This is a genomic window from Ramlibacter paludis (assembly GCF_022012305.1).
Taxonomy (GTDB): domain Bacteria; phylum Pseudomonadota; class Gammaproteobacteria; order Burkholderiales; family Burkholderiaceae_C; genus Ramlibacter; species Ramlibacter paludis.
The window spans coordinates 572,427-595,948 of record NZ_JAKLTM010000002.1; the positions used below are offsets into that span (position 1 = coordinate 572,427).

General features: G+C 59.9%; 14 protein-coding genes. 4 read left to right on the forward strand and 10 right to left on the reverse strand.

Annotated elements, in window-relative coordinates; genetic code table 11:
* Window positions 1–40 precede the first annotated feature (40 nt).
* The 3 genes from LZ009_RS09450 to LZ009_RS09460 all read left to right on the forward strand — a co-directional run bounded on the left by LZ009_RS09450 (window position 41) and on the right by LZ009_RS09460 (window position 4,391).
* Window positions 41–3,145 carry a type I restriction endonuclease subunit R gene (locus LZ009_RS09450; protein WP_275697657.1) on the forward strand — a complete coding sequence of 1,035 codons (3,105 nt, stop codon included), beginning with the start codon at window positions 41–43 and terminating at the stop codon, window positions 3,143–3,145.
* Window positions 3,146–3,441: 296 nt separating this feature from the next.
* Complete coding sequence (locus LZ009_RS09455) at window positions 3,442–4,011, forward strand: DUF4357 domain-containing protein (RefSeq protein WP_275697914.1); 570 nt, start codon at window positions 3,442–3,444, stop codon at window positions 4,009–4,011.
* 197 nt (window positions 4,012–4,208) lie between these two features.
* Complete coding sequence (locus tag LZ009_RS09460) at window positions 4,209–4,391, forward strand: hypothetical protein (protein WP_275697658.1); 183 nt, start codon at window positions 4,209–4,211, stop codon at window positions 4,389–4,391.
* A gap of 56 nt (window positions 4,392–4,447) precedes the next feature.
* Here LZ009_RS09460 and LZ009_RS09465 read toward each other — a convergent pair whose 3' ends face one another.
* The 7 genes from LZ009_RS09465 to LZ009_RS09495 form a co-directional block, all read right to left on the reverse strand.
* Window positions 4,448–5,272, reverse strand: a complete 825-nt coding sequence (locus tag LZ009_RS09465; protein WP_275697659.1) for a GIY-YIG nuclease family protein — start codon at window positions 5,270–5,272, stop codon at window positions 4,448–4,450.
* A 67-nt stretch (window positions 5,273–5,339) separates the two neighbouring features.
* Window positions 5,340–10,529, reverse strand: coding sequence for a RecQ family ATP-dependent DNA helicase (locus LZ009_RS09470; RefSeq protein ID WP_275697660.1), 5,190 nt, complete (start codon window positions 10,527–10,529; stop codon window positions 5,340–5,342).
* 50 nt (window positions 10,530–10,579) lie between these two features.
* Window positions 10,580–14,206 (reverse strand): SNF2-related protein, encoded by a 3,627-nt coding sequence (locus LZ009_RS24285; protein ID WP_275697661.1) that lies wholly within the window; start codon window positions 14,204–14,206, stop codon window positions 10,580–10,582.
* 230 nt (window positions 14,207–14,436) lie between these two features.
* Window positions 14,437–16,155: an EH signature domain-containing protein gene (locus LZ009_RS09480; RefSeq protein WP_275697662.1), complete on the reverse strand. Its 1,719-nt coding sequence runs from the start codon at window positions 16,153–16,155 to the stop codon at window positions 14,437–14,439.
* A 38-nt stretch (window positions 16,156–16,193) separates the two neighbouring features.
* On the reverse strand, window positions 16,194–16,901 hold the full coding sequence (locus LZ009_RS09485) for an OmpA/MotB family protein (protein ID WP_275697663.1): 708 nt from the start codon (window positions 16,899–16,901) through the stop codon (window positions 16,194–16,196).
* Between the two features lie 2 nt (window positions 16,902–16,903).
* Entirely contained in the window at window positions 16,904–19,150 is a 2,247-nt protein-coding gene (gene zorA, locus LZ009_RS09490) for an anti-phage ZorAB system protein ZorA (protein ID WP_275697664.1), read from the reverse strand.
* Window positions 19,151–19,215: 65 nt separating this feature from the next.
* Complete coding sequence (locus LZ009_RS09495; protein ID WP_275697665.1) at window positions 19,216–19,410, reverse strand: hypothetical protein; 195 nt, start codon at window positions 19,408–19,410, stop codon at window positions 19,216–19,218.
* Between the two features lie 1,127 nt (window positions 19,411–20,537).
* On the opposite strand from LZ009_RS09495, the gene LZ009_RS09500 reads away from it, so the two are divergent.
* Window positions 20,538–20,699 (forward strand): hypothetical protein, encoded by a 162-nt coding sequence (locus LZ009_RS09500; RefSeq protein WP_275697666.1) that lies wholly within the window; start codon window positions 20,538–20,540, stop codon window positions 20,697–20,699.
* On the opposite strand, the gene LZ009_RS09505 is transcribed toward LZ009_RS09500, so the two are convergent.
* From LZ009_RS09505 to LZ009_RS09515, 3 genes are all read right to left on the reverse strand, one after another.
* Window positions 20,696–21,703 carry a hypothetical protein gene (locus LZ009_RS09505; RefSeq protein ID WP_275697667.1) on the reverse strand — a complete coding sequence of 336 codons (1,008 nt, stop codon included), beginning with the start codon at window positions 21,701–21,703 and terminating at the stop codon, window positions 20,696–20,698. The two genes, LZ009_RS09500 and LZ009_RS09505, sit on opposite strands and share 4 nt — an antisense overlap.
* Before the next feature lie 74 nt (window positions 21,704–21,777).
* Window positions 21,778–22,833, reverse strand: coding sequence for a hypothetical protein (locus LZ009_RS09510; RefSeq protein ID WP_275697668.1), 1,056 nt, complete (start codon window positions 22,831–22,833; stop codon window positions 21,778–21,780).
* A gap of 204 nt (window positions 22,834–23,037) precedes the next feature.
* Window positions 23,038–23,502: a hypothetical protein gene (locus LZ009_RS09515; RefSeq protein WP_275697669.1), complete on the reverse strand. Its 465-nt coding sequence runs from the start codon at window positions 23,500–23,502 to the stop codon at window positions 23,038–23,040.
* Between the last annotated feature and the right edge of the window lie 20 nt (window positions 23,503–23,522).

The window sequence follows — 23,522 nt, forward strand, 5'->3', positions numbered from 1 at the left end:
GGACCTAGAAGAAGAAACCCAGGAGAAGTCATTGCCGACCATGTCCAACATCCATACCGAGCGCGTCTTCGAGGACGAGCTCTGTGAGCACCTGGTCGCCAACGGCTGGTCGGTCCGGACCCACCTGAAGGACGCCACCTCCTACAACCGCGAACTCGCGCTGTTCCCGGAGGACCTGCTCGCCTTCGTGCAGCAGACGCAGCCCGCGGAGTGGGAGAAGTTCAAGAAGTGGCACAACGGCCAGTCAGATGCAATCTTCGTCAAGCGCGTTGCGGAGCAGTTGGACAAGCACGGCACGCTTCACCTCCTGCGCCATGGCTTCAAAGACCGCAACGCCAAGTTCTTCCTGTGCCAGTTCCGGCCAGCGCACGCCAAGAACAAGCAGCTGTGGCAGTGGTACGAGCAGAACCGGCTCACCGCCATCCGCCAGCTCCATTTCAGCCTGCACAACGAGAAGAGCATTGACGTCGTCCTGTTCGTCAATGGCCTTCCGGTGGCCACGTCGGAGCTGAAGACCGACCTAACGCAGAATATCCTCCACGCCATCTCTCAATACAAGAAGGACCGGCTGCCGAAGGACCCCAAGAGCAAAGAGCTGGAGCCCCTGCTTCAGTTCAAGACACGTGCGCTCGTGCACTTCGCCGCCTCGACGGACGAAGTCTTCATGGCCACCAAGCTGGATGGCGACAAGACCTATTTCCTGCCGTTCAACTTGGGCCGCCCGGACGGCCTGGGTGGCGCCGGCGCCGGCAACCCGCCCGCTCCTCCGGGAGAGGGCTACCCGACCTTCTACCTGTGGAAGCTGGTGTGGTCGAAGGACGTGTGGCTGGACATCCTCGGGAACTTCTTGCACTTGGAAGTCAAGGAGGCCGACGACCCGACCACCGGCAAGAAGACCACCAAGGAAACGCTCATCTTCCCGCGCTTCCACCAGCTGGACGCTGTGCTGCGCCTGGTTCGGGCGGCTGGCGATGAGGGGGCCGGCCAGGTCTACCTAACCCAGCACTCCGCGGGCTCGGGCAAGTCCAATACCATCGCATGGAGCGCACACCGGTTCTCAACCCTACACAATGCCGCCGGCGAGAAGGTCTTCGACTCGGTCATTGTCATCACAGACCGCAAGGTTCTGGACCGGCAACTGCAGGAGACCATCAGCCAATTCGAGCACAAGGCGGGTGTGGTTCAGAAGATTGACCAGAACTCCGAGCAACTGGCCAAGGCGCTCACCGATGGCGTGCCTGTCATCATCACCACGCTGCAGAAATTCCCGCACGTCCTGAACAAGGTTCAAGGCCTGAAGGACCGCAAGTTCGCCCTCATCATTGACGAGGCGCACTCGAGCCAGTCTGGCGCCGCCGCTCAGAAGCTGCGCCGCACGCTCTCTACGGAAGCGAAGAACAAGACGGTCACTGTCGAACTGGAGGGCGAGACCGTGCAGGTGTCCGCGGACGTCGAGGTCGACCCGGAAGACCTGACCACCGAGGACATCATCAACCAGGTCATGGCCGGCCGCGAGCGACCCAAGAACGTCTCGTACTTCGCCTTCACGGCGACGCCCAAGGCCAAGACGATGGAGCTGTTCGGTCGAGCGCCAGCGCCAGACGTTCTGCCGCAGGCATTCCACATCTACTCCATGCGCCAGGCCATCGAGGAAGGCTTCATCCTCGACGTGCTGAAGAACTACACCGGCTACAAGACCTTCTACAGGCTCGCGTCGGCCGCCGATGACAAGGTGGTCTCCAAGCGCAAGGCAAGCCGCGCCTTGGCACGGTACGCCGTGCTCCACCCGCACAACATCTCCCAGAAGGTCGTCATCATCGTGGAGCACTTCCGCGAGCACGTGGCAACTAAGATTGGCGGCAAAGCCAAGGCCATGGTGGTCACGGATAGCCGTGTGGCTGCGGTGCGCTACAAGCTCGCCATGGACCGGTACATCAAGGACCGGGGCTACGACAAGGAAATGCGCGCCCTGGTGGCGTTCTCCGGCAAAGTCAGCGACGAAGATTCGGGTTCGGACGAGTTCACCGAAGTGAATATGAACCCCGACATAAAGGGCCAGGAGCCGTCCGATGCGTTCAAAGAGGACGTGTATCGCCTGCTGCTGGTGGCCAACAAGTACCAAACCGGCTTCGACCAGCCGCTCCTGAGCGCCATGTACGTGGACAAGCGCCTGGCCGGCGTCATGGCCGTGCAGACCCTCTCGCGCCTGAACCGCACCTGCGTGGGCAAGGAAGACACCTTCGTCCTGGACTTCGTCAACAAGCCGGAAGAAATCCTTGCCTCGTTTCAGCCCTACTACCGGGCTGCGCAGCTGAAGGACGTCACGGACCCCAACATCGTCCACGAGCTCCAGACCAAGCTGGACAAGGCTGGCGTCTATTTCCCGCAGGAGGTCGAGCAGTTGGCGGAGGCGTTTTTCAACCCCAAGGGCAAGCAGGAGCATCTGCACCCGTTCCTGAAGCCTGCCAAAGACCGGTTCGTCGACCTCGATGAGGAGGAGCAGGAGCAGTTCCGCAAGGACCTCGGCACCTTCCTGCGCATGTACGACTTCCTGAGTCAAATCATCCCGTATGGAGACTCGGACCTGGAGAAGCTGTACACGTTCGGCAAAAACCTGATGCCGCGTATTGCAGTTTCGGAAGGCGGCTCCAGCCTGGTTGAACTGGACGCAGACGTTCGCTTGACGCACTACCGGCTGCAGAAGCTGGGGGAGAAGCACATCGACCTGAGCGTCGGCGAAGTCGTTCCTCTGAAACCGGCTTCAGGTGCCGGCACAGGCAGCGCGCCGACCGACGAGCAAATCAAGCTCGCGGAAATCGTTTCGAAGATGAACGACTTGTTCTCAGGTGACCTTACGGAGGCCGACCTAGTGGGCTACGTGACCACCATCAAGGGCAAGTTGATGGAGAACGAGAGCTTGGCCGAACAGGCTGCCAACAACTCCGAGCAGCAGTTCGCCATGGGCGACTTCAAGGACATCCTCACGGACATCATCATTGAGGGCCAGGAAGCCCACAACACCATCGCCGACCAGCTGCTAAAGGACGAGCGCGTGCTGGCCTCCATGCAAGGAATGCTGGCCTCTATGGTGTTTAAGGCGTTCGCGCAGGGCCGCGCGGGGTCAGGCTCTCAGCGGGCGGCCTAGCGTCATGTCTCAAGCCCGAGCCAAGACTATCCAGATATTCCTGCCCTCAGGTGACCCCCAGGGCATCCGCCAGGCAGAAATCACCACTCGCATTGTTCGGCTTTTGGAGGTTCCTCGTGCGCTGCTCAAGGACTTCTTGGCCATGCCTGAATCCGCCGGCGGAGCCGTGTACTTCCTGTTTGGCGACGCCGATGAATCCGCGAAACCTCACGTCTATATCGGGCAGACCACGGACCTGAAGAAACGCCGTCGTCAAGCACCAGAAGGAAAAGGACTTTTGGCAGCATGCGGTGGTGATGCTCTCCCGCGCGGACAGTCTGACGACAACCCACTCCCTGTACCTTGAGCGTCTCTGTATCAAACGGGCAAAGGAAGCCGACCGCTTCGTGGTCGAGAACGACACCAACGGGAACAAGTTGAACACCACAAAGCCTATGGAGGCCGAGTGTGAGGAGCTCTTCGAAACGGGTGAAACCTTGATGTCTACACTGGGGTTTCAGCTGTTTGAGAAACCCGTGAAGCCGGCGGAAGGTGCGGCACTTTACTTCTGCACGGCCTCCGGCACCGACGCTCGCGCGCAGTACACGCCGGAAGGAATGGCCGTGTTGAAGGGGTCCAAGGCTCGCGGCCAAGTCACGGACAGCTTCAAGGACAAGGACTTCCACGTCCTGCGCAAGCAACTGGAAGCCGAGGGAATCTTGAAGCCAGCAGGTGACCAGCTTGTCTTTGCACAGGACTACGTGTTCAAGTCACCAAGCGCCGCCGCCGCTATCGTGGTCGGCAATAACATGAACGGTTGGCTGTCGTGGAAGAACAAGGACGGGAAGACCTTGGACGCGGCGGTTCGCCAGGGCACTCAGGCCTGAGCGCAGAGCGAGTTGACGCGGGGCCGTCGACACGAGGCTCCCACGGCTACAAGCCCGCAATTCACGACAATGGCCTATAGGGAAACAGCATGCGAGTCTCGGTGGCGTGCCTGGAAGACGAGTCGTTTGAGCTTAAGGGAGAGGCTGCTCTGTTGAACCAATCGCCGACTTGGCCGTACTTTTGGATGCCCTGCGTGATGGGCGACGACTACTTTCAGCGGGTGAACTGCGGCGTTAAAGCGCCGCCAGTCGACGTCCGGCTCGCTGAAGGCTCCATGTTCGTCCTGTACCAGTCGCGGCCAGACGCCGAGGCCTTCGCAGCTTGGATTCCGCAAGCGTTGGCCGCGGTGGAGCACGGCTACCGCACGATGAGAGGTTGACCGCGGGGCAGTGGCGCGACGCCGCACCCCTAGCAATGCTGGTTCGACCGCACGAATCAGTTCGCGTTGTGCCCAAACTCGCGGCTCAAGAGCACCCGCTTCCAATGGGCCTCTCGCGCCAGCAAGTCGTCCCTGCCTGCAGAAGTATCAGCAGTTTCCAGGATTGCGAACGAGAAGGTCTGAGCGCGTTTGGCCTTCTCTGCTCCAACCAGCTCGCGAAGTGCAACGTTGCCGCCGTGGCCGTTCAGGTACTGGCTCCAGCGACCCCAGATGCCTCCTTCGCCGTACGCACTACCGACGTAAAGCTTGCCGTCGACGCTGTCAGCCAACACATACACACCTCCGACGGCTGAGAGGGCCGTGCGCCAACTAGATTCCGCAGCCCGCACCAAAGCTTCGAGCTGCGAAAACGAAACGTGAAGCTGCTTGTACCCGGGAAAGGCGGGGAGAGTGAGAGTGCGGGCGCTCAGCTCGTGCACCACCAACTTGTCGGCAATCGTCTCGGCGTCCCGGTATGCAGCGCGGTCCTTGCGACGAAACAAGACAACGACGCGAGCGGCGATGTCGTCGAACGCGGTCATCCGTGGCAAGTCGTAGTACCAATGGTCGGTCCCACCGGTGCGGCGCTCACGACCAGCCTTTCGATATGCCCCTGCGAACATCCAAAGTCCGGGTCGCTGCGGGATGTCGATGAGCGCCACGACGAATTCGCGTTCGAAGTTGCGACGATTCTGCCAGCTCTGCCAAGCCTCCCACTTCTCAATTCCTCGACGATAGACATCCAGCGGCTCTTCGACCTGGTTGTAGCCAGCCAGGTGAATTTTGGTCTTCGCCGGAGTCAGGTTTGGGTCGATTGCGTTCAGAAGCTGGAACAGCAGCATGCAGGTATTTGGGGGTTGTCGTGCAGGACGAAGTGTCGCATCAGTCTGCAGCAGCGTAATCTGGCTCTCACGTCCCACCGGGCTCTACGAACTCAATCAGCGGAACCTCCCAGCTGTCAGTCACAACACTAGGTTGGAAGTCATGGGCTGTCTGGGCTCGGGTCCGAACCATAATTCCCCTTACCACTCCGGTAGCTCCAGGCCGGGGCACGCTCTGTGTTGCCTTGGCAAGCTTTCCAACTGCGACCCCGCTTCTCGTTAGAAGCACCCGGTCCCGCATAATCAACTCGGCGCCGACGACCAGCGAACTGAGCGCCTGATGCACCGGATGCTGCGAGTGAAGCCGGCCCGCATACCCGATGTCGATGTCCCTGGGTCCGTAGACGAGGTATTTGAGTTCGATGTCTGGCCGGTATGTTGGTTGGGCCGCGGGGAGCAGGCTGTTGACTCCATCCACTGTGCTGAGGTCGGAAAGCAGGGTGTTCCGTCCGTCGTCAACTCGGAAGACCGTCAACGAGTGCTTAGCGCGGGTCATCGCCACATACAGTAGCCGACGGTCCTCGTCAGAAGGCCGCCAGTCGCCGCAGTCCATTACAACCACGTGGGAGAACTCTAGACCCTTGGCGCTGTGCGAGGTCAGAAGCTTGACCGCATCTCCATCGCCATGCTGCGATGACTCTTGCGAGGCCTCGTAGAGGGCATCCAAAATTGCGGCTGCCGGGAGTTCCAATTCGTCGAGTTCGCCTCCCAGCTCCTCGGCAACAGACACCAAATCAGCCCAATATGGATTCAGTGGCTCGCCGCTCCGGGCGTCCCTAACCCATTGGTGCAGGTCCGCCAGTCGGACCAGTCCGCCTGGTCTTGCATCGAGCCAGCACTTGGCTGCCCAGCCCTCGCGCGAACGCATTAGAGACAGCTGCCCTCGTACGCTGTCCCGCCGCGCGAGTTCGTACTGAATTCCGGCAGCCTCAAGGAGAGCGCGAAGCGGCTGCAAAGAGTCGTGGGTGCGAGATAGAACTGCAAACTGTCCCCAGGAGACATCCGGCTCCAGGGCCTTGGCTCTGGAGAGTTCTGCGAAGACCAGCTGCGCCTGTAAATTCGGGTTGCCCGGTGCCGTCAGTAGCCGAACCTTTCCGTGCGATTCGGGGTCAAGCTGTTGCCAATGACCCCCCAGGGCGTCCGACTGGCGAGCTGCATTGATACGAATCGGGTGGTTCACCTTCATCCGGTCGACTGCCCGCTGAATCAAATGATTGGCGGCAGAAATGATGTTCTGCGTGGAGCGGAAGTTCTCAACGAGGTACGTAATTTCGCCTGGATAGTCGTTTTGGAAGCGGCGAATGAACTCAATGCTTGCGCCTTTGAAGGCATAGATGTTTTGGTCATCATCCCCAACAGCCATGATGCTGAGCTTCGAGTCGTCGTCGCGTTGGCGGCCTCGACCTGCAAGCGCACTGACCAGCGCGTACTCCATCTGGTCAATGTCTTGATATTCGTCGACGAAGATGTACTCGTATTGCTGCAGCAATCTGTCCCGCGCATCGTCGGCATCTAAAAAGGCGTCTGAGTTCCCCTCAAGCAGGTCAACGGCATCCTTGAGAATCTGCTTGAAGTCGATGGCCCGGTCGACTTGTTCTGCCGCGGCCAAGCTGGTGCCGGTCAGGCGTAGGGCCATGGCGTGGTACGTGAGCACCATGACTCCTCGTGCATCCTGACCGATGAGAGCCACGAGTCTTCGTCTGAGCGACAGGGCAGCGCCCCGGTTAAAGGCCAAAGCGATGATGCGCTCGGGTGCCACCCGCCTGACGCGAATGAGGTACGCAATGCGGTGGACAATGACCTTTGTTTTTCCTGAGCCGGGCCCTGCCAGGACGAGGTGATTGCCTTGCTCGGGAGCCTCAACGAGTCCCTGCTGCACTGGATGGTGCAAGTCCGTAACGATGCGCTTGTAGGACTCATCCGTGGTAGACAGTCGCAGCAGCTCGGACCTACCCCTGAAGTACTTGCGCGCGAATTGAGACCGAGGCATCGAGAAATACGCGGCGACGAATTCGCTCGCGTCGCTATGCTGCTTCATACCGAGCTTGGCGTACTCGTGCATGAAGTGAGTCTGGTTCGTGCGCTCCTGATAGAAGTCCTGCAGCGGCGCGTAGTCGTCTTTGAGAAAGCGCGACTTCGCGGAGGTTTTCTCGACGCTGATGGTCATCGCAGAACGGAAGACCGACCGGCCTTTGTCCAGTTCGAGCACCTTGTTCTCATGCATATAGAGAAGCGCGTGCTCCAGCGCCGTCGCCGGCTCGCGCAACTGGCCCTTCAGCTCCAGGTCTTGCTCGATGGCTTCGAGCAGGTCCCTTGCCTTGCACTCGATGCGATGCGACGACTCTCGACTCTCTTCAGGAATCTGCTGCATCAGATGGCTAAGCACAACCTGGGAGACGGCGCGGCGGCGAGCGCAGATTTCGCGTATCTGCCGCCACGGTCGATGCACCGTGACTGACATGCTGTCCAGGCCCAATGGCCTGGAGTCGAGCATGCTTCTCTTTTCCGTTCCAGAGCCGAAGCTCTCGGAGAGCGAGCGGATGCATGCGCGCAGGCTCTCCGATGTAATTTGTTTGCTGCGGTGCGGAAGGCGATTGCGCAGCTCGGTGCAGATAGGGCGAACGCCAAGAATTTGAGGGTCTTGGCCAGCGTCGGCATCGGGCGCACTCTCGCACATGAGGTCAAGCAGCTGCACTTCTAATCCGTCGACGTCCTGCAGCGTCTGCTGCGAAGCGCCTTTGCCGTTGCGAACCACGCGCACCGTTAGGCCCAGGTCATTGACTAATATGCCGAGCTTTTCGAGCTCGTAGAGGATTCGAAAGCAATCTTCGGGTGCGATGCCCGACTCAAGCATGAGCTCGTCTGTGCTCAGCCCGTCGGGCGTGTCACTGCGAAAAAGCGCCTGGGCAACGGCCGAATACTTGGTCGGTGCATCCCCCTTGAGGTTCGCTTTGAGAATTTTCGCGAGGGCTTCATCGAGAGTCGCCACCTTCAGGCTAGTCGGAAAGACGCGTGTGCGGTTCTCATTTCGCTTAAGAAACCCGCTGCGTTCGAGCCACGCAATGGCGGTGGTCACCTTGGTCGTCGCGTCAGGCGCATCCACTTCGATGGTGGTACCTTGGCTTTCGGCGAGCAGTTCCTTGGCGGACACAACGACTTCTGTGCTCTTCATCCGCTCGGAGCGCTTTCTCACGGCCCGCAGCAGACCATTGAAGTCCTTTTGCCGCAGTTGCGAGCTGGCTGAGAGCCTGAACTGCGTCTCTACGTCATCCTCATCGAAGAGGAGGACGCAATGCGCTGGGGCCCCGTCGCGGCCTGCTCGTCCCGCCTCTTGGAGGTAGTTCTCCAAGGAGCCTGGGATGTCCGCATGTATGACAAGCCGGATGTTCGCCTTGTCCACGCCCATCCCGAAGGCGTTGGTGGCGGCGATGACCTGCAGTTCGCCACTAAGGAAATCTTGCTGGACCTCCTTCTTTTTGTCAGGCGCGAGACCTCCGTGAAAGCAGCCGCAGGGCAAGCCTTGTTTGGTCAGGATTTCGGCGAAGAAGGCTGCGTTCTTCCTCGTGGCGCAAAACACGATGGCCGCTCCGTCGGCCTTGAGGTCTTCTTGAATGAGTTCGACGATGCGCTGAGCCTTCTCCGCCTTGGGCGCGAGCACCACAGAAAAGGTCAGGTTGGTGCGCTCATGGCCACCTAGAAACTTCTCAAGAGAAATTCCCAGGCTGTCTTGAAAGTGCGAGCACAGGTCGTCGACAACATCCAGCTTGGCGGTGGCCGTGAAGCACGCAATCGGAGCGCGTTGAGCCGCGAAATGCTCTCCGATGTACCGCGCCACATAGAGGTAGTCCGTTCGGAAATCATGGCCCCACTTGGACAGGCAGTGCGCCTCGTCGAAAACCCAGGTGGCTATCTGTCGGTAGCGAATGGCGTCGCAGAACGTTCGGCTTCGAAATTGCTCGGGCGAGACAAGCACGATTCCCGCGTCGCCCAAGCGAATCTTGTCCAGGGCTGCTCTGCGCTCCAGGGGTGTGAGAAGGCCGTTGATGGTGACCGCGCACTGCACCCCGGCTGCCACCAAGTTGTCCACCTGGTCCTTCATGAGCGACTGAAGAGGGGACACGATGACCGTCAGCTTTCCGGAGCGCCAGTAGTGAACCAAAGCTGGAAGCTGGTAGCAGATGGACTTGCCGCCACCCGTCGGGAGCACAGCCAACAAACTCTGGCGCTTGAGTCCGGCTTGCACGATGGCTCGTTGCAGCGACGTGCCGTCCGCGGCCGATGGCTTGTCTCTGAAGCTGGGCTTGTCGAAATACGACTTCAGCAGGGCTTCTGGGTTGTGCTGCGCGCGGCAGTAGGCGCAGGCTGGGTCGGAGCAGTCTTGCTCTCGCAGACGCTCGACCTGCAGGCGCACGGCCGGCATCGTCTCGGTCACCCATAGGGGCAGAACGGAGTTTCCGCCCGAGACCCGAATCCAACCCAAGGCATACGCCAATGCCTTCAGGTGCTCGGCGGCTTCTTCGGATTGCTCCGTGAACCACCGGGTTGCCGCGCGCAAGCCTGTTTGGCAGCACTTGCCCTCGAACTTGGCAAGAGCGATACCTATCGCCTCTCGAACTCCCGGAGCACCGGCCTCGCGAACGTTCCCGAAAAGCTCGTCGAGTGGACCGTCGCGGCGTAAAAGGAAGTGAAGGAGAACGAGCCAGTCGGCGTCGCTTCGCCACATCTCGTCCAGAGCCGCGAGCTCGTCAACCAGCAAGTCCAGCGTAATGCGTGCGTCCCGCTCCGGCTCGTTACGCGTGTCCGATACGAGCTTGTAGCCTTTAACGAGCCGGTGATACGGGTTGTTCGGGAACGCGAGTGTGGACAGCTCTAAGGTGTCGAGCACCGGGAGCTGCGTGCAACGCAGGGTTGGATACTGTCGGTTGAGCTCGACGAGGTCGTGGCGCCTCAGGTTGTGACCCACGAGAACCTGGGCGCCCGCCGCGAGGTCATCAACTCTGCGAGCCACGTCCGATGCTTGCAGCGCGCTCGTTGCGAGGGTCAGGGAGCGTCCGTCGTCACTACGCACTGCGCCAAGCTTGAAGATTCGATTGCCTTCGTGGGGAGCTGTCTCGACGTCGATAGAAAGCGCGCGCCATTCGCGCAGCCGGGCATACCAGTGCTGGCGACGGTCAGGTCGGACCTGTGCGTGGTCAACTAAGAGCTCAGACGACGCCAATAGCCCCCCGGACGGGTATTGCAGGACAAGGGGCGCAGTCGAGCGCCACGTTATGCGGCGGCAAGGAGCGGGACATAGTCGTTCAACTCGGTGTCCATGTCCTCGTTGCTCACAGCATGACGCCCGAGGAGGTCCTCCAACTGCGCGCGTTCAACAAGTCTTACGTTGTTCGCGTCAGCATGAGCGCGCGCACCGCTGTTGAAGGCCCTGTTCGTTACCGCCACGCATTGGAATGTGGTTCCGGGGAACTGGGCGCGGTACCGAGCTGCACCGGCCACGACTTCCTTAATCGCGTCCCAACCGAGCGCGTCCGATGCTGTTCGCTTGCACTGGAGGAGCTCGCCGCAAGCGCCGCCGAATGCCAGGACGTCAATGCCGCCGTCGCCCCCCTTCTTTTCCGTGAGGTGTGAAGTAAAGCCTTGCCGTTCCCACAAGACGCGGCAGAGCACCTCAAAGGCAAACCCGTCCATGCGGTCTGCATCGTCGATGCTCAGAAAGCGTTTCGCACCGGCGGCACCCGGGGCAGCCTGCCCGACCAAGTCCGAGAACTTGACCTCGACTCCGTTGCCATTCAGCATTGACGCTAAGTCGGAAGTCCCGATTGTGGCGTTCGCAAGGGTCGCCTTTTTTTTCAGCAGCTCGTCCAAGCGCACGTCGAAGGTAGCGTACTGCTCCGTGGTCGTCACAGGGCAGTAGACAAAAACATCTCGCTCTTGACCGATGCGATAAGCGCGGTCAGTTGCCTGGTTCTCCTTTGCTGGATTCCAAGCGCGCGTGAAGTGGAACACATGATTCGCGGCCGTCACGTTCAGGCCGGCGCCGGCCGCGAGGGTCGAAAGAATGATGACATCGAACCCGTCCGCTTCTGAGAACCGCTTGATGTACGAATGTCGGTTCTGTGAGTCTCCATTGATGATGAACGGCTTGATGCCGAAGCTTTCTCGAAGGAAGTAGTACAGCGCAGATTGCACCTCCCGCAGCTCTGTGAAGACGATGGCCTTCTGTCCAGCCTCACGAACCGTCTTCAGACTCTCTATCAGCCAAGCAAGCTTCGGCGAATTCGCAAAGTGCACTCCGTGGCCGTCCTTATCCGGCAGGAAGCGCAATCCCGGGAGGCAGTACGGCTCCGCGCACACAGCCTTCATCAAATGTAGGGCGCCGAACGACAGCCGTGCTCGTTTGCGGCCGTCACTCTCCTTTGCCGCATCCTGAAGCTTCTTCAGTCCGCCCAAGTACAGCAAGTTCTGGTGACCAGACATGGGGACATGCAGACGCTCGGCTTCCTCAAGAGCCTCTTTGAACTGAATTGGTTTCTGCGGCGCCTCCGAGTACGCAAACCTTTTCTTAGGCAATTCGTCCGCGATGTCTTCCTTGGTGCGCCGGAGTGTTTGAGGCCGAATCGCGTCCTGCAGACGGCTAAGTGCTGCCTTCTGCTCATCAGATTCGCACTCAATAGGTCGGCGAAAGGACCGTCCGAACTCCTCAAGCCCTCCCAGTAGCCCTGGCTGGACAAAGTCGAACAGGCACCAAAGGTCGGTTAACGTGTTCTCAACGGGCGTCCCGGTACACGCAACTCTGAAATCCGCCTTCAGCGCCTTGGCGGCGATGGTCACTTGAGTGCCCGGGGTCTTTATGCGCTGGGCCTCGTCACAAATCACGAAGGCGAAGCCCTGCCTGGCGAGCGAGAACTCAAAGTTCGTCAGGACTTCGTACGTAGTGAAGACAAGCTTTGCGTCCCCTAGCCAACCCGGGCGGAGCAGGTCTACCACCCCTCGGGCGCGCAATTGCGAGTCGATGAGCGAAAGCGGTTGCTTGCGGGTCTGAAGATTCGCTCCGAAGAGTACCAGCTGCTTGGGGAAGGAGTCGCTGAAGAACTTCTGCGTTTCCGCCGCCCAGTTTTCTACAAGACTCTTCGGGCAAAGAATCAGCGACGGTGCTGCATGCGGGTTCTGCTCGTAATACGAGCCCAGGACGCAGAGCAGCTGGAGCGTTTTCCCCAGCCCCATGTCATCGGCCAGCAGGGCTCCCCGGCAGTCCATAGGCGCGCGCGACACTAGGTGCTGAAACCAGGCTACACCCTGCAGCTGGTGCTTTTTCAGGTGTACTGAAGGTCGGAGGCTACGCGGAAGTGCTGCCTTCGCGTCAGGCGGCAACGCAAGATTCAGGCGCCGCTCCTCGGCGTAGTCGACTCCGAAGAAATTCATTTTGACGAGCAGCGTCTCGCGCTTCGGTTTCGGGGTCGGTGTATCCCCAGTGCCGTCAGGCTTTACCCGGTCAGGAACTCCCAGCATGACCCGGAAAGCGTCCGCTAGTTTTCTCGCCTCTCCTGTGGCAATCGCCGTTGGCAAAGATTCGTTTCGCACTTCTCGCTCGCCCTTCGACTCAGCCTCCCGAACCTGCTGGTCGAACTTCTCTACCCAATCCTTCGTGAGAGGAATCAGCAGATTACCCTCGTGACCTGCCAGGGTGACCCTCACCATAGGGGTCAGGTCAGTTGGGAGCCAGCCAGGCTTGCCTTCTTCTGGGGCCGGCTTCTGGAAAACTGGCACGTAGATGGCCTTCGCCACCCCAATTCCCTCGATACGCCCTGAGTAGCCGTCGAGCTCGTAGATGTCTTCGTACCGGATACCGGCGGCAGGTTGCGTGCGCCAAATTTGCGCGATTTGCCGGCCCTTCTCCAACTGGACGACGGACTCACCGTCGATGCTCAAGTCGAACTCGCCCCAAGGAAAAACCGCTCTCTCCTCTCGAAGCGCCAGGTTGAGCGCCGAGAGAAAAACCTCAAGCGCCGGCGGCCCATCGAAAGCGACCTTGTGGGTCTTGCCGGTGCCTCCGTGAAACTGCTCGTTCACTGAGAGGTGCACCCCAATTACGCGCCCAGCGTCGATGCTCGGCATCAAATAAAACATGGTCGCAAGAGCGCCAGCTGCCGCTTTATCGGCGGCAAATTCCTCCTCTCGAATGACATCTCGCGCATCTTCTCCCAAGAACGCCCAAGGGTTATGAAGGAACCTCTCAGCCTTGCTTCCAGCGACACGGCGGGCTGGCATTTCACGCTTGATGACTTCCAGAACCCTCCGTACCGGCTCTGATATGACCACGCGGACATGCCCACCACTCTTGGGAGCCAAGTCGTAGTGCGCCTGTACGGAGTTGAAGCCGTCGAACGCTTTCAGCCATCCCGAGGGAGCGTTAGAAAACGTGGGTTCGACGGTCGTGACGCGGCCGAACGGGGACTCCTCACGGCGGAGCGGCAGCCGCAACGTATCAGGGGTGAGGACAATGGTCGTCTCTAAGTACGGCGACCGGTACAGAGCCTGCGCCTCCTCGGCTAGTCGACGGATTGCGCCCCAGGCGAGTTCATTTGCATGCTGACTTCGCTCCTGCTCGCTTCGCGCCGAGAAGGCGTCTATCGCGTCAGCTGTTTGCCAGGACGCACGCGGAAGAAGAACGTCAGCGCCGGCGGTGCTTACGACGGCCCCGACTCTCCTTTGGCAAGGCACTTCTCGCCGCCCGTCGTACCAACCATCCACACGGAGCTGAAACGTCCGGTCGGCCAGAGAACCGTCGCTGTCCAGAATGGGGGAAAATTCGCTCACCTCCGGTAACTCGAGCATCGAAGCAGCCGACGCATGCTCCTGGCTTTCCAGGAGGCGATACACGTTGCGCCAAGGCACTACGGCTTCCTGGAGACTCAGGTCGCAAATGCCTTCATCGACCAGTTGGCGCAGGTATGCCGCGGAGACAACCTCCGCCGGAGCACGCCCCTCCGTGGACTGCAAAAGAGCGTCAGCGGAGGCTTCGGCGAGCGGTGCGGGGAACCTGAGAACCCAACCGGCTGGCGATGGCTGCCACGTTGCCGGTCGGTCGTTCGGCTTCTTGCCTTTGAATGCTGAAAAGAGGCCCATCAATTTTCCGGGTAGTACCAAGCGTCCCTGGTGTTAGCCCACTTAAATCCAAGTCCCTTCAAGTGAGCGTCCAGCTTGAAGCGGAGTTGCGGGTCTTGAATCCAAAGACGACCGCCCTCGCTCCGCCGGTCTGTGATTTGGGCGCCGGGGTATTGCCCCACGATGGTCCGCAACGCGTCCATCGTGAACTTGGCCCCCCTCGGAGCCCCGATGGTTCCCAGGGAGTTCCCAGCCTTAGAACCCGCCTCAGTCGTTTGAATGGCAGGGGGCGCAGAGCGCCCCGCCTCAGCAGTCTTAGTGACTTCATGTACGGGCGTCTTTGGCACACGCCGAGCCTCTCTCTTCTTTTCATCTGGGTGAATGCCAAGCCGGCGGAGCTGATACGCCGCGTCGTCCTCCCACGGTGCTCTGTGGAGGATGCGCGCCGCGCATTCCTCGTGGTACCCCCGCTTTAGGTCGGAAGTGGTTCCGCTGTACGTGCGCGCGTTCGGCTCGAAGGGAAGCTCATCAGCTTTGTACACGTAAGCGGCGTTCGGTACACGGCTGAATTCCACCACCACGTAGTTGCCAAGCTGCATCATGAATGCGTCTACATCGGCATTCGTGCTTAGAGTGGCAAACGACCCTTCCTCACGGGCAATGAGGTTCTTAATGCCGGCGTTGGATGCGGCGAGCTGGCGTGTATGAGCGCTGAACACAAGACGTGTCCACTCAATCTGGTCCAGATACTGGCTCCAGAACGCGAGCCGCCCTTCATCGGCGTTGCCGCGAGCGGCCAAGACTTCGAAGAAATCTCGAAGGTTAGCGTCGTTCACCCACTTCAGCACCATCCTCCAGACAGAGTCTGACACCCTGTTCCAAGTCGTCGCCAGACCTGCGGCTCGAAGCTTCGGGTTCCGCCAGACGTCCTTGCTGACAACATAGTCTCGCAGCTCGGAGTGAAGCGTCGGTTGTGCGCAGCGTTGGTAGCGAGAGAGAATCTCGATGAGTGCTTCATCCCTGTAGACGGGCCTACTCTTTACGAGAGCCAAGAGGCGCGACAGAGATTCTTTGAACCGGGTATCGGACAGCTTCGTGCTGCTACCCACCGCCCCCAGTACGACAGCGTGCCAGAACCAGCTCGTTTCCGGGACGGCCAAGTCTGACGCGATTCTCCTAACGACGGTCTCGTCGCCCTGCAGGTAGTCAGCGCCCAGCTTGTCTCCCGCGCGCTCGGTCAACAGCTCCGGAAATTCACGAAGCACCTTTACCCAATCCGGAAACACTTCGCGGCCGGCCTCGTCACTTATCTGAGGCCATGTGTCCTGCAAAAGCCCGCGCAGCGCAGACCAACCCCGCAGTTCCTCGGCGGTTGCAGCGGCCGGGTCGAACTCAAAGTGCGAGCAGAGAAGACCAAACCAAGTGAGGGACCACAGCTCTCCTTTAGCAGCGTCGACGCTGTACTCCTCAAGCAGTTCGATGAAGCGAGCGTGACCAATGGGCTTTCGCCCACCTTGCTCCCGAACGCGAACGTTCAGCGCCCCGGCGACAAGATGCCTATCCTCGTCGTCCAGCTTCGCCCCCCGCATCAGTGCCAATGCGGCGGCGTAAGAAGCCTCTCTCGCAGGGCGTGCTGCAGAGAACTCCTTGAACAGCTCCGCCGATTCATTGACAGCCTCCTCGACATACTCGGGCCTGCCAAATCGAACCGCTCCGATGTCGAACGAACCGAGTATCACGGCGAGACCCTGCCGGAGTGATTCCAGCGCAGGTGGCCTTAGCATTGACCGAACTCCGTTCCCGACAGGTCGGGGGCACTGTCCTTGGTCTCGTCGAGCTGCCAAAAGTCGACGCGCAGCTCCACCCGCCGACTTTCCTCCTTAGATGCCTTCATTGAGTTGAAGCTGTATCCACCAACTAAGAACAGGTCGCGCACCTTCTTCTTCTCTGCGTCCGTCAGCGGTGCCTCCCCGGCCACCGCCGGCGAAAACAGGACGCACACCACCTTCCTACTGCGGTCAAGACTCAGTCCCAGGTTGTACAGGTAGGTTCCGTCTTGGTCCGTGAACCCCTCGACGACAACCCGACGTATCCACTGCCTGCCCAAGTCGGAGTTCTGCGCCTTCAGCAAGACTGGTACGTACCTGCGCAGGAAGGCCGCTCCGGCGGGCTGGATGTCGGACCGGCCCCGGTCGAACCGAACAATTTCCCCGAGGTCAATCCGGTAGGTAGATTCGTTGACCTTGATTTCAGGAAACTCGCGCGAGACCTCGCGTATGGTGGACATGAGCTCCTTGATGTCCTTTTCACGCTGAATCTTGCGCTGTTCCGTCGTAGTCACGTCCTTCGTGACGGAAATCAGCGTGACTGCCATGACGACAAGGAACAGGACCATCAAGGCGGACATCAGGTCGGAGAACGAAATCCAGAAAGGACTTTCGCCCTCGGGCTTAGGCGGCCTCTTCAGAACCAGCGGCGTGAACATGACTATGCCGCCTTCTTTAGACGCGACATTGCAACGCCAATCTGCTGCACCACGCCATTGAGCTGCGCGACTCCACCTCCGAGGTGTTTGTCCGTCTCCCCGATTGCCTTCTGAATTTGGCCAACAAGCTGCGTCCCAAACTCCTCGAACGCTTGCCGCAAGGTGCTACTAACGCCCTCCAGGTACTGGAGGTTGTGTGTTTCCGCGACCTTCAGTTGCTGCACGATGCGCTCCAGGTCTGCCACGAGCTCCTTCGACAGGCCCGCTTCCTTTCGGACCGATTCGACGAGAGAGGACAAGACGGCAACGTTTGCATCGACAGTCCGGCGCGCACTCTCGTACTGCTCGAAGCCTTGCCGGACAGCCGTCGACGCACTATGAAGGGCGGTCGAAGCGCCTGTCAGCTGCTCCGACAACTTCTCGGACCTGTCAAAGACTTCTACTACTTTGCCGCCGGCAGTGTCAAAGCGCTGCGCCGCCGATGTCATGTTGAGCGCTCCCACGTTCATGCCTTCAATGGCTCGGGTAGAAACTGCTCCAATCGCGTCGATGTGACGCTGTGTGTTCACCACTTGCTCGCTCACCGATTTCAACAGCCGCTCAACCTGTTGCGACAGGCCGGTGACCACTTCCTCGGTTCGAGCGGATAGCCGTTCGTTCCGCCCCTTCTCGTCAGCGGCGGTCGCTTTCCGCAGTTCCTCAAGGTGTTCGAGCGACGCGCCCAACTGGCCCAGGACCTCCGAGACCGCAGCATCCATGGCAGCTTGGTGCTTGGACTGCTCCTCGCTCGCCGCTCTGCGCATATCGGAGACAGTCTGCTGCATCTCTTTGGAAAGAGACTGCTGTGTCTCCGCGGCTTGCTTCCTGGTGTGCTCGACAACTTCGCCCACGCTAGTCATGAGCGTTTCAACTTTGCCGGCTAGCCCCTGCACCAATTCCTGAGTGTGGTCTGCCAGCACCTCACTTCGACTCTGCTCTTGCGAGGCGGCGTTCTTCCGGACTTCCTCCATCTGTTGGACAGCCTGAGCGAGTTGATTCAGGACTGCGCCGACTGCTTCGTCCATGGCCTTCTGACTCTTTTGCTGCTCGTCGGCAGCGAGCTTTCGAAATTCCGCGACGAACTCTCGCATTTGCTCCGTTAGAACCCTCTGGTTCTCGGCAGACTGCTTCATCGCGTCTTCAAGCGTTCCGCTGAGACGGTTCGTGGCCTGCTCGTTGGATTTGTTGATGTCCTCAACAAGCTTTTGAAGAGCGTGCTGAACGGTGGTCATCGCTGACGCGGAGCGGTCGATTTGCTCGTGGATGCCGCGCATCTGACCGCCGAAGGTGTCTTCTAGCTTTGCCATGAACCCGGTCAATAGGTTCTCCAGCATCCCGCTCACCGCTTGGCTGTTAGAGTCGCCTGTTCGTTGCATTACCTCAGTCATGGCGCGCAGCGGCGCCGCCAAGTTGGCTGTAATGGTGTCGCCGAGATGCGCACCAAGAGCCCGGCTAGCGTCTGACTGAGCGGAAATCTGACGCTCCACCAAGTTGGTCATCAACTGAGTGAGGTCTTCAACAAGAGCTTGCTTTAGCTGCGCAGCGTGCGCCTCCGACTTTTCGCTCGAGTGAACGAGGCGCGAGAGATATTCCTCACCTGCGCCAGTCTCGTAGAGCGAGTCAATAACGTGATTCAACTCCTCCACTCGCCGGTAAAAAAGTGCGAGGACCAGGCGGCTTGCAAAGGTGATGAACATCGCGCAGGCGATTGCAATCGCTGACGCGCTGAAAGCGTGTGCGACGCCGTCCAAAAGCGGCTTCAAGCCGGCGACTGCGCTGGCGGTGCTTGTCGCATCGAACTTCGCCAACCCCTCCAGGAGGCCGGCAAAGGTCCCGATGATTCCGAGGCCGGTGAGAACGCCAGGTAGGTGACGGGTGAAGTCATCGAACAGACGACTGTCGACGAGCACCTCGCGAGTGAAGAACATTTCGGCGGGCACCGTCGCCCGCACCTCAACCAGAATGTTGTCGCCACGGCCGGCCCTCTTCACCTCGTGAAGAGTGTCGTCGTACTCCTCCCAGAGGTGCTTAAGGGGCTCGCTCCTCAGAACTGTTCCTACGTCCTCGGGGGCCACTTGGTCCCCACGCCTCTTGAGAGAGCGGATGCCTCGAAGGGCGGAAGTAAGCTGCCAGCCGACGCGAAGTCCCTGCAACAGATAGCCGGCAATAAACAAGCCAGTGAGCAGGGCGACGACCAGGAAAACGGCCAACGGAATTCCGGACAGGTGCCCCAAGACAGGATGGACCTGTGCGAGGTATCCAAGTAGCGCTTGTGTCACTTGCTTTCCCCTACTGCTTTCCGCTGCCTGCGTACCGCCTGTTCAATGCCCTGATTCCGGCAGTGCTCGTACAACAACACCTCAAGCATGTTTATCTGCGAACGGTGCTCTTTGGCGGCGGCCTGCTCCAGCAGTTCTTTGAAGCGTGGCGTGACTCGAAAGCTGATTGAGACTGTCTTTTCGGCTGTCATGTGTGAGGGCGCTTGTATAGCAGTGCACGATACATGCAACAGAGTGTTTCCGAAAGAGGACTTTTCGGGATGCCCTGGCATTGGCCACCAAAACTGAATACGGGCGTAGTAGTCCCTTTGGTGGAGGAGCGTGGAATCGGCACCTCCAGTTGGCCCGGGAGCCGATGTCCGGCATGCTTCTGCAATCAAAGTTAGGAGCAGTCATGTCAAAACTGACGGCCCGTGCGTTGCGCGCCTTAGTGGATTTCGGGTCCACCCCAGACCTCTCCTTGCAATCAACAGCTTCTCCCGCTCTCCTGTCGGAACTGCCTAGCCAGGCCATGCGTGCCGCGTCGGTGACTTGGCGGCAGGGCAGCGCTGCCCTGACGGACGAGCAGCTTGCGTGCTGTGTCAAGGGACTGACGGTGCTGGAACGCTCGCCCGGATACCTGGCGGGCAGCGTCTCTCCTGCTATATGCCTGTTCCGCGAGTACGAAGCGCGGTGCTCCGAGAGTGAACGCGTGTCTCTTGCTGAATGGGTGCTCAAGAACACTGATAACCCGTATCTTCCATTTGGCACTTCGAATATGGGCGCGAGGTCGTTGGCGGAACTAAACGAACGCGCTGCGGCAGCTAGAGCCCGAAAGGAGACCCGCCGCTCCGCAGAAGCGATACGCCGTTTGGACGCGCAATCACGAAAGGCAAACGCCGCGACGGAAGCACTGTTCGCCGCGCTTAGACGACGTGACCGACTCGCGATTTCAGCACTGCTGGCAAAGGGCGCAGACGTTCGGAAACCGAACTCAAATGGGCTGTCTCCGTTGGAGTACGCAAAGAGCCTTGGAGCGGCAGACCTCTTACCGTCTGAGACTCACACCGGGTGCAGAGACGGTCCGCCAGTCCAACCGCAATGATGTCTTGCGTGCCACCACAGTCATCACGCGCGCGGGCGACGATGCAGCGAATTCGCCAGCGGGAAGATGGTCGCGGCTGACAACCAAGGGCAACGCGGCCACTTCGGCCAAAGGGATGTCCGCGCGTGCGGCGAGTTGCTGACACGCAGAGTTTTCTAGAAATGGAACCGCTCCTTGCTTCTTGCTTGCGACACTTTCCCTGCCGGCGTGTGCCGGGAATTTGAAGGAACATTCATGAGTAAAGAGCGAAAGACGCCCGTGACTCTGGACGCACTGAAGCGGGTCACCAGGACGGCGATGGAAAAGCACGGAAAGATTCCCGCCGGCAGCGAGGTTTCGCGCCTCGATGCGGCGTACCAGAAGCAGGTAGCTGAGGCCAAGAAACGTCGCAGTTAGGTGCCGACGCCCTGCTTCAGCTGACCGCTGCGTTGCTGTCTTGCAAGTCGGTATGCCTCCGCATACCGACTCATTATGTAGCCCTGTGTTCGCGGCCACGAAGGCGGCTCGCCCACCGCCGCCGCCCGCCAGAGGTCACAGATGAATGTGAGCAGCCGGGTGACTCCGAAGAGGTTCTCGAGCCGCTCTGCCCGACCTCTGGACCGCACCGCCTTGAGCACCTCGGGAAGACGCCGGTTGGGTAGTACGCTCTTTGCAGAGGAGGACCACTTCTTCAGCGTGCTCAGACTGATGCCCGTGCGCAGCGAAAGCTCCGGCAAGTCGGAACAGTCAGAAAGCTTGCAGACCATCGCCAGCCAATTACCCATTGGCCGTCGTCGAATGTCTAGAACGTCGTTGATGATTGAAACTGCCGCTGGGTCGAAGTCATCGTGGGCACAGTCAAGCCAAGCCAGGGTGCTGAGCGCCGTCTCAATGGGCGGCATGACATTCACCAAGATGCCCTCCTCGACGGAAGCTAGAGCGAGCTCCGCTGATGAGAACACCTCCTTCAGCAGCTCTTCCGCCGTAGACTTCTGACCATTGCGCACCAAGTCTTCCAAGACGAAGCAGTATTCGTCGCACATGGCGAGGCGGACGGCCACGTCGTGCAAAACGTCCCCCTCGGCGGGCCCAGTTGCGTGTGCAACCGTTCGCCACCCAGTGGTTCTCTCGCTGGACTTGCCGTCAAGCAGCGTCTCCACTCGCGCCGCGGGCATTATCGGAGCCAAGTACGCTTTGGTCAGCGAGCGGAGACCTGGTGACAGGTTGTGCTTGCCATCGGCAACGTACGCCAGCTTGCGTAACACCCCATAAAAGCCAGCGACTTGAGGCTTGTCACTGCGTCGCACTAGGTTGGGAATGCTGCTGTCGCAGACCACGTGACACAGTGTCTCGGGGCTGAAGGTCAGTGCGGTCGAGAGGTGAACCTTGAAGGTGCTGCCAAACGCCTCGAGCGGGCGCATCAGTTGCATTCCGGCTGACTGCGGAAGCCGAACTGTTGATTCAAGAATTTTTCCAGCCATGACGAGCTGCCCGCCTATCGCTTCGTGTCGGGGTCGTAGTAGATGGAGTCGAGGAGCGCGGCCCTGCAGTCCCAAATTTCCGCCGTGACGCCCCTCGACGGACGTTGCGAACACCAGAATGGGCTCGCCTGCATGGGAATGACGATTCGCTCCCAGTAGTTGTCCAGTCGAAGCGTGGTGGGAGCGGTTCCGAAGGCATCGCAGAGACCGACGCGGTTCGCTCCATTAACCCCCACGAAAACGTCAGGGCGCTTAAGGGCGAGCAGTCGACTAGCGGTTGCGGGGCCGCCCTTATGCTGCGCGTCTCGGAAGGCGGCGTTGAACTTCCTGCAGTACCTGTTGAAGTGGTCTTCAGTGACCGGCTGTTCGTCCGGGATTTCGTCCAGCGCGTGCGACAGTGCGGCGGGGCGGTTCTTGACCATACTTGCGAAGTCCCCCAGGCCGGTCATCGTGCCGAACCAGCCCCAACTCAGGTTGTCTGGACCTCGTTCGTTGTCGCCTAGAGTTCCCGCAACTGCTTTGCGAGAGAGGACAGGCATGGCGGCGAAGCTCTTGTGGTGCTCGAACAATTCGGAAGCCATCCGCAAAACGGCCAGGCGCCCATCCAGACTGTGATGTGCGTCGCCTTTCACTCTCCGGACGAAATCGGTCCAATCGAGCTCGAGCGGTGACGGTCTCCTCGTGCTTTTCGCTGGGCGGAGCCTTGCGAACTGCTTAAGAGACTCCTCCGCAGGCTTCTTAGCCTCGTACTGCTGGCGGTAAGCGAACAGGAACTCGTCATCTATCCTTTCTGCCAGCTTCCACTCTTCTCGCACGAATTCCTTGAGCGAACGGAAGAGAGAGTCGCTCGGTACACCGGACAGCAGGATACTCACCTCTACGTTGCTGCCGAACAGCGCCGCATGGGTGAGGTTGTGGCTTCCAACCAAAGCGTACGCACACTCGTCCGTCTCGAAGAGGTATACCTTGGGGTGAAACAGCGCGCCGTTGGGCGGGCGAACCTTTGCGGCGGCCAAATTCTGGAACTTCTCCAGTACTTTCGGAGCTGTCTGGTAGAAGTGCGTGCCCACGACTAAGTGTCGGAGCTTTCTACTGTATCGGACAGCAGCGTTCGAAACCGCGTTCTCTGTGGCCCAAGCCACAGCCCAATGCATCTCGCGGGCTTCTTGGGCAAGCCGCAACAGAGTGTGCTGAGCGTCGCGATTCGTGACTAGCCTGCTTTCCATCCTAACCTCCTCCGAGTTCTCTGGGAAGTGCGTTAGGGCGGTGGTCTTCTACACGTCGCGCACCGCCACATCGCTGACCAGGACGCACTCGAGTTTGAGTAGTTCGCGAACCCTACTTGGAATCTTCGCCAATTGCCTCTCCCACCGAGCATCATCAGGGACGGCGAGAACGTATCTGCCTTCCGAGGCGCTCATGGAGAGCAGGATTTGACCCAGCGCGGAGTACAGAGCCTGCTCTCGCTGCTTCCCAGAAGACCCTTCAACCTCAACGAACACTCTCCCGTGCACATCGTGCTCGGCCACGAGGTCCACTCGTCCAAAGTCCTTGTGCGCTCGAATCTGAGCACCCATCGTCACCAGGGCCGTCTCCGCCTCCCGAGCCCGGGCGACCTTATCAGCAGCGTGGCCAGATGCTCCACGCTCCATGGGGTCGACGTCAACGTAAACTCGCCATCCTTGCTGCGGCGAGAACCGGTGATAGACAAGCCAACGCTTAACCTCCAGCTGGTACACGTGGTCAGGAGCAGCTACGC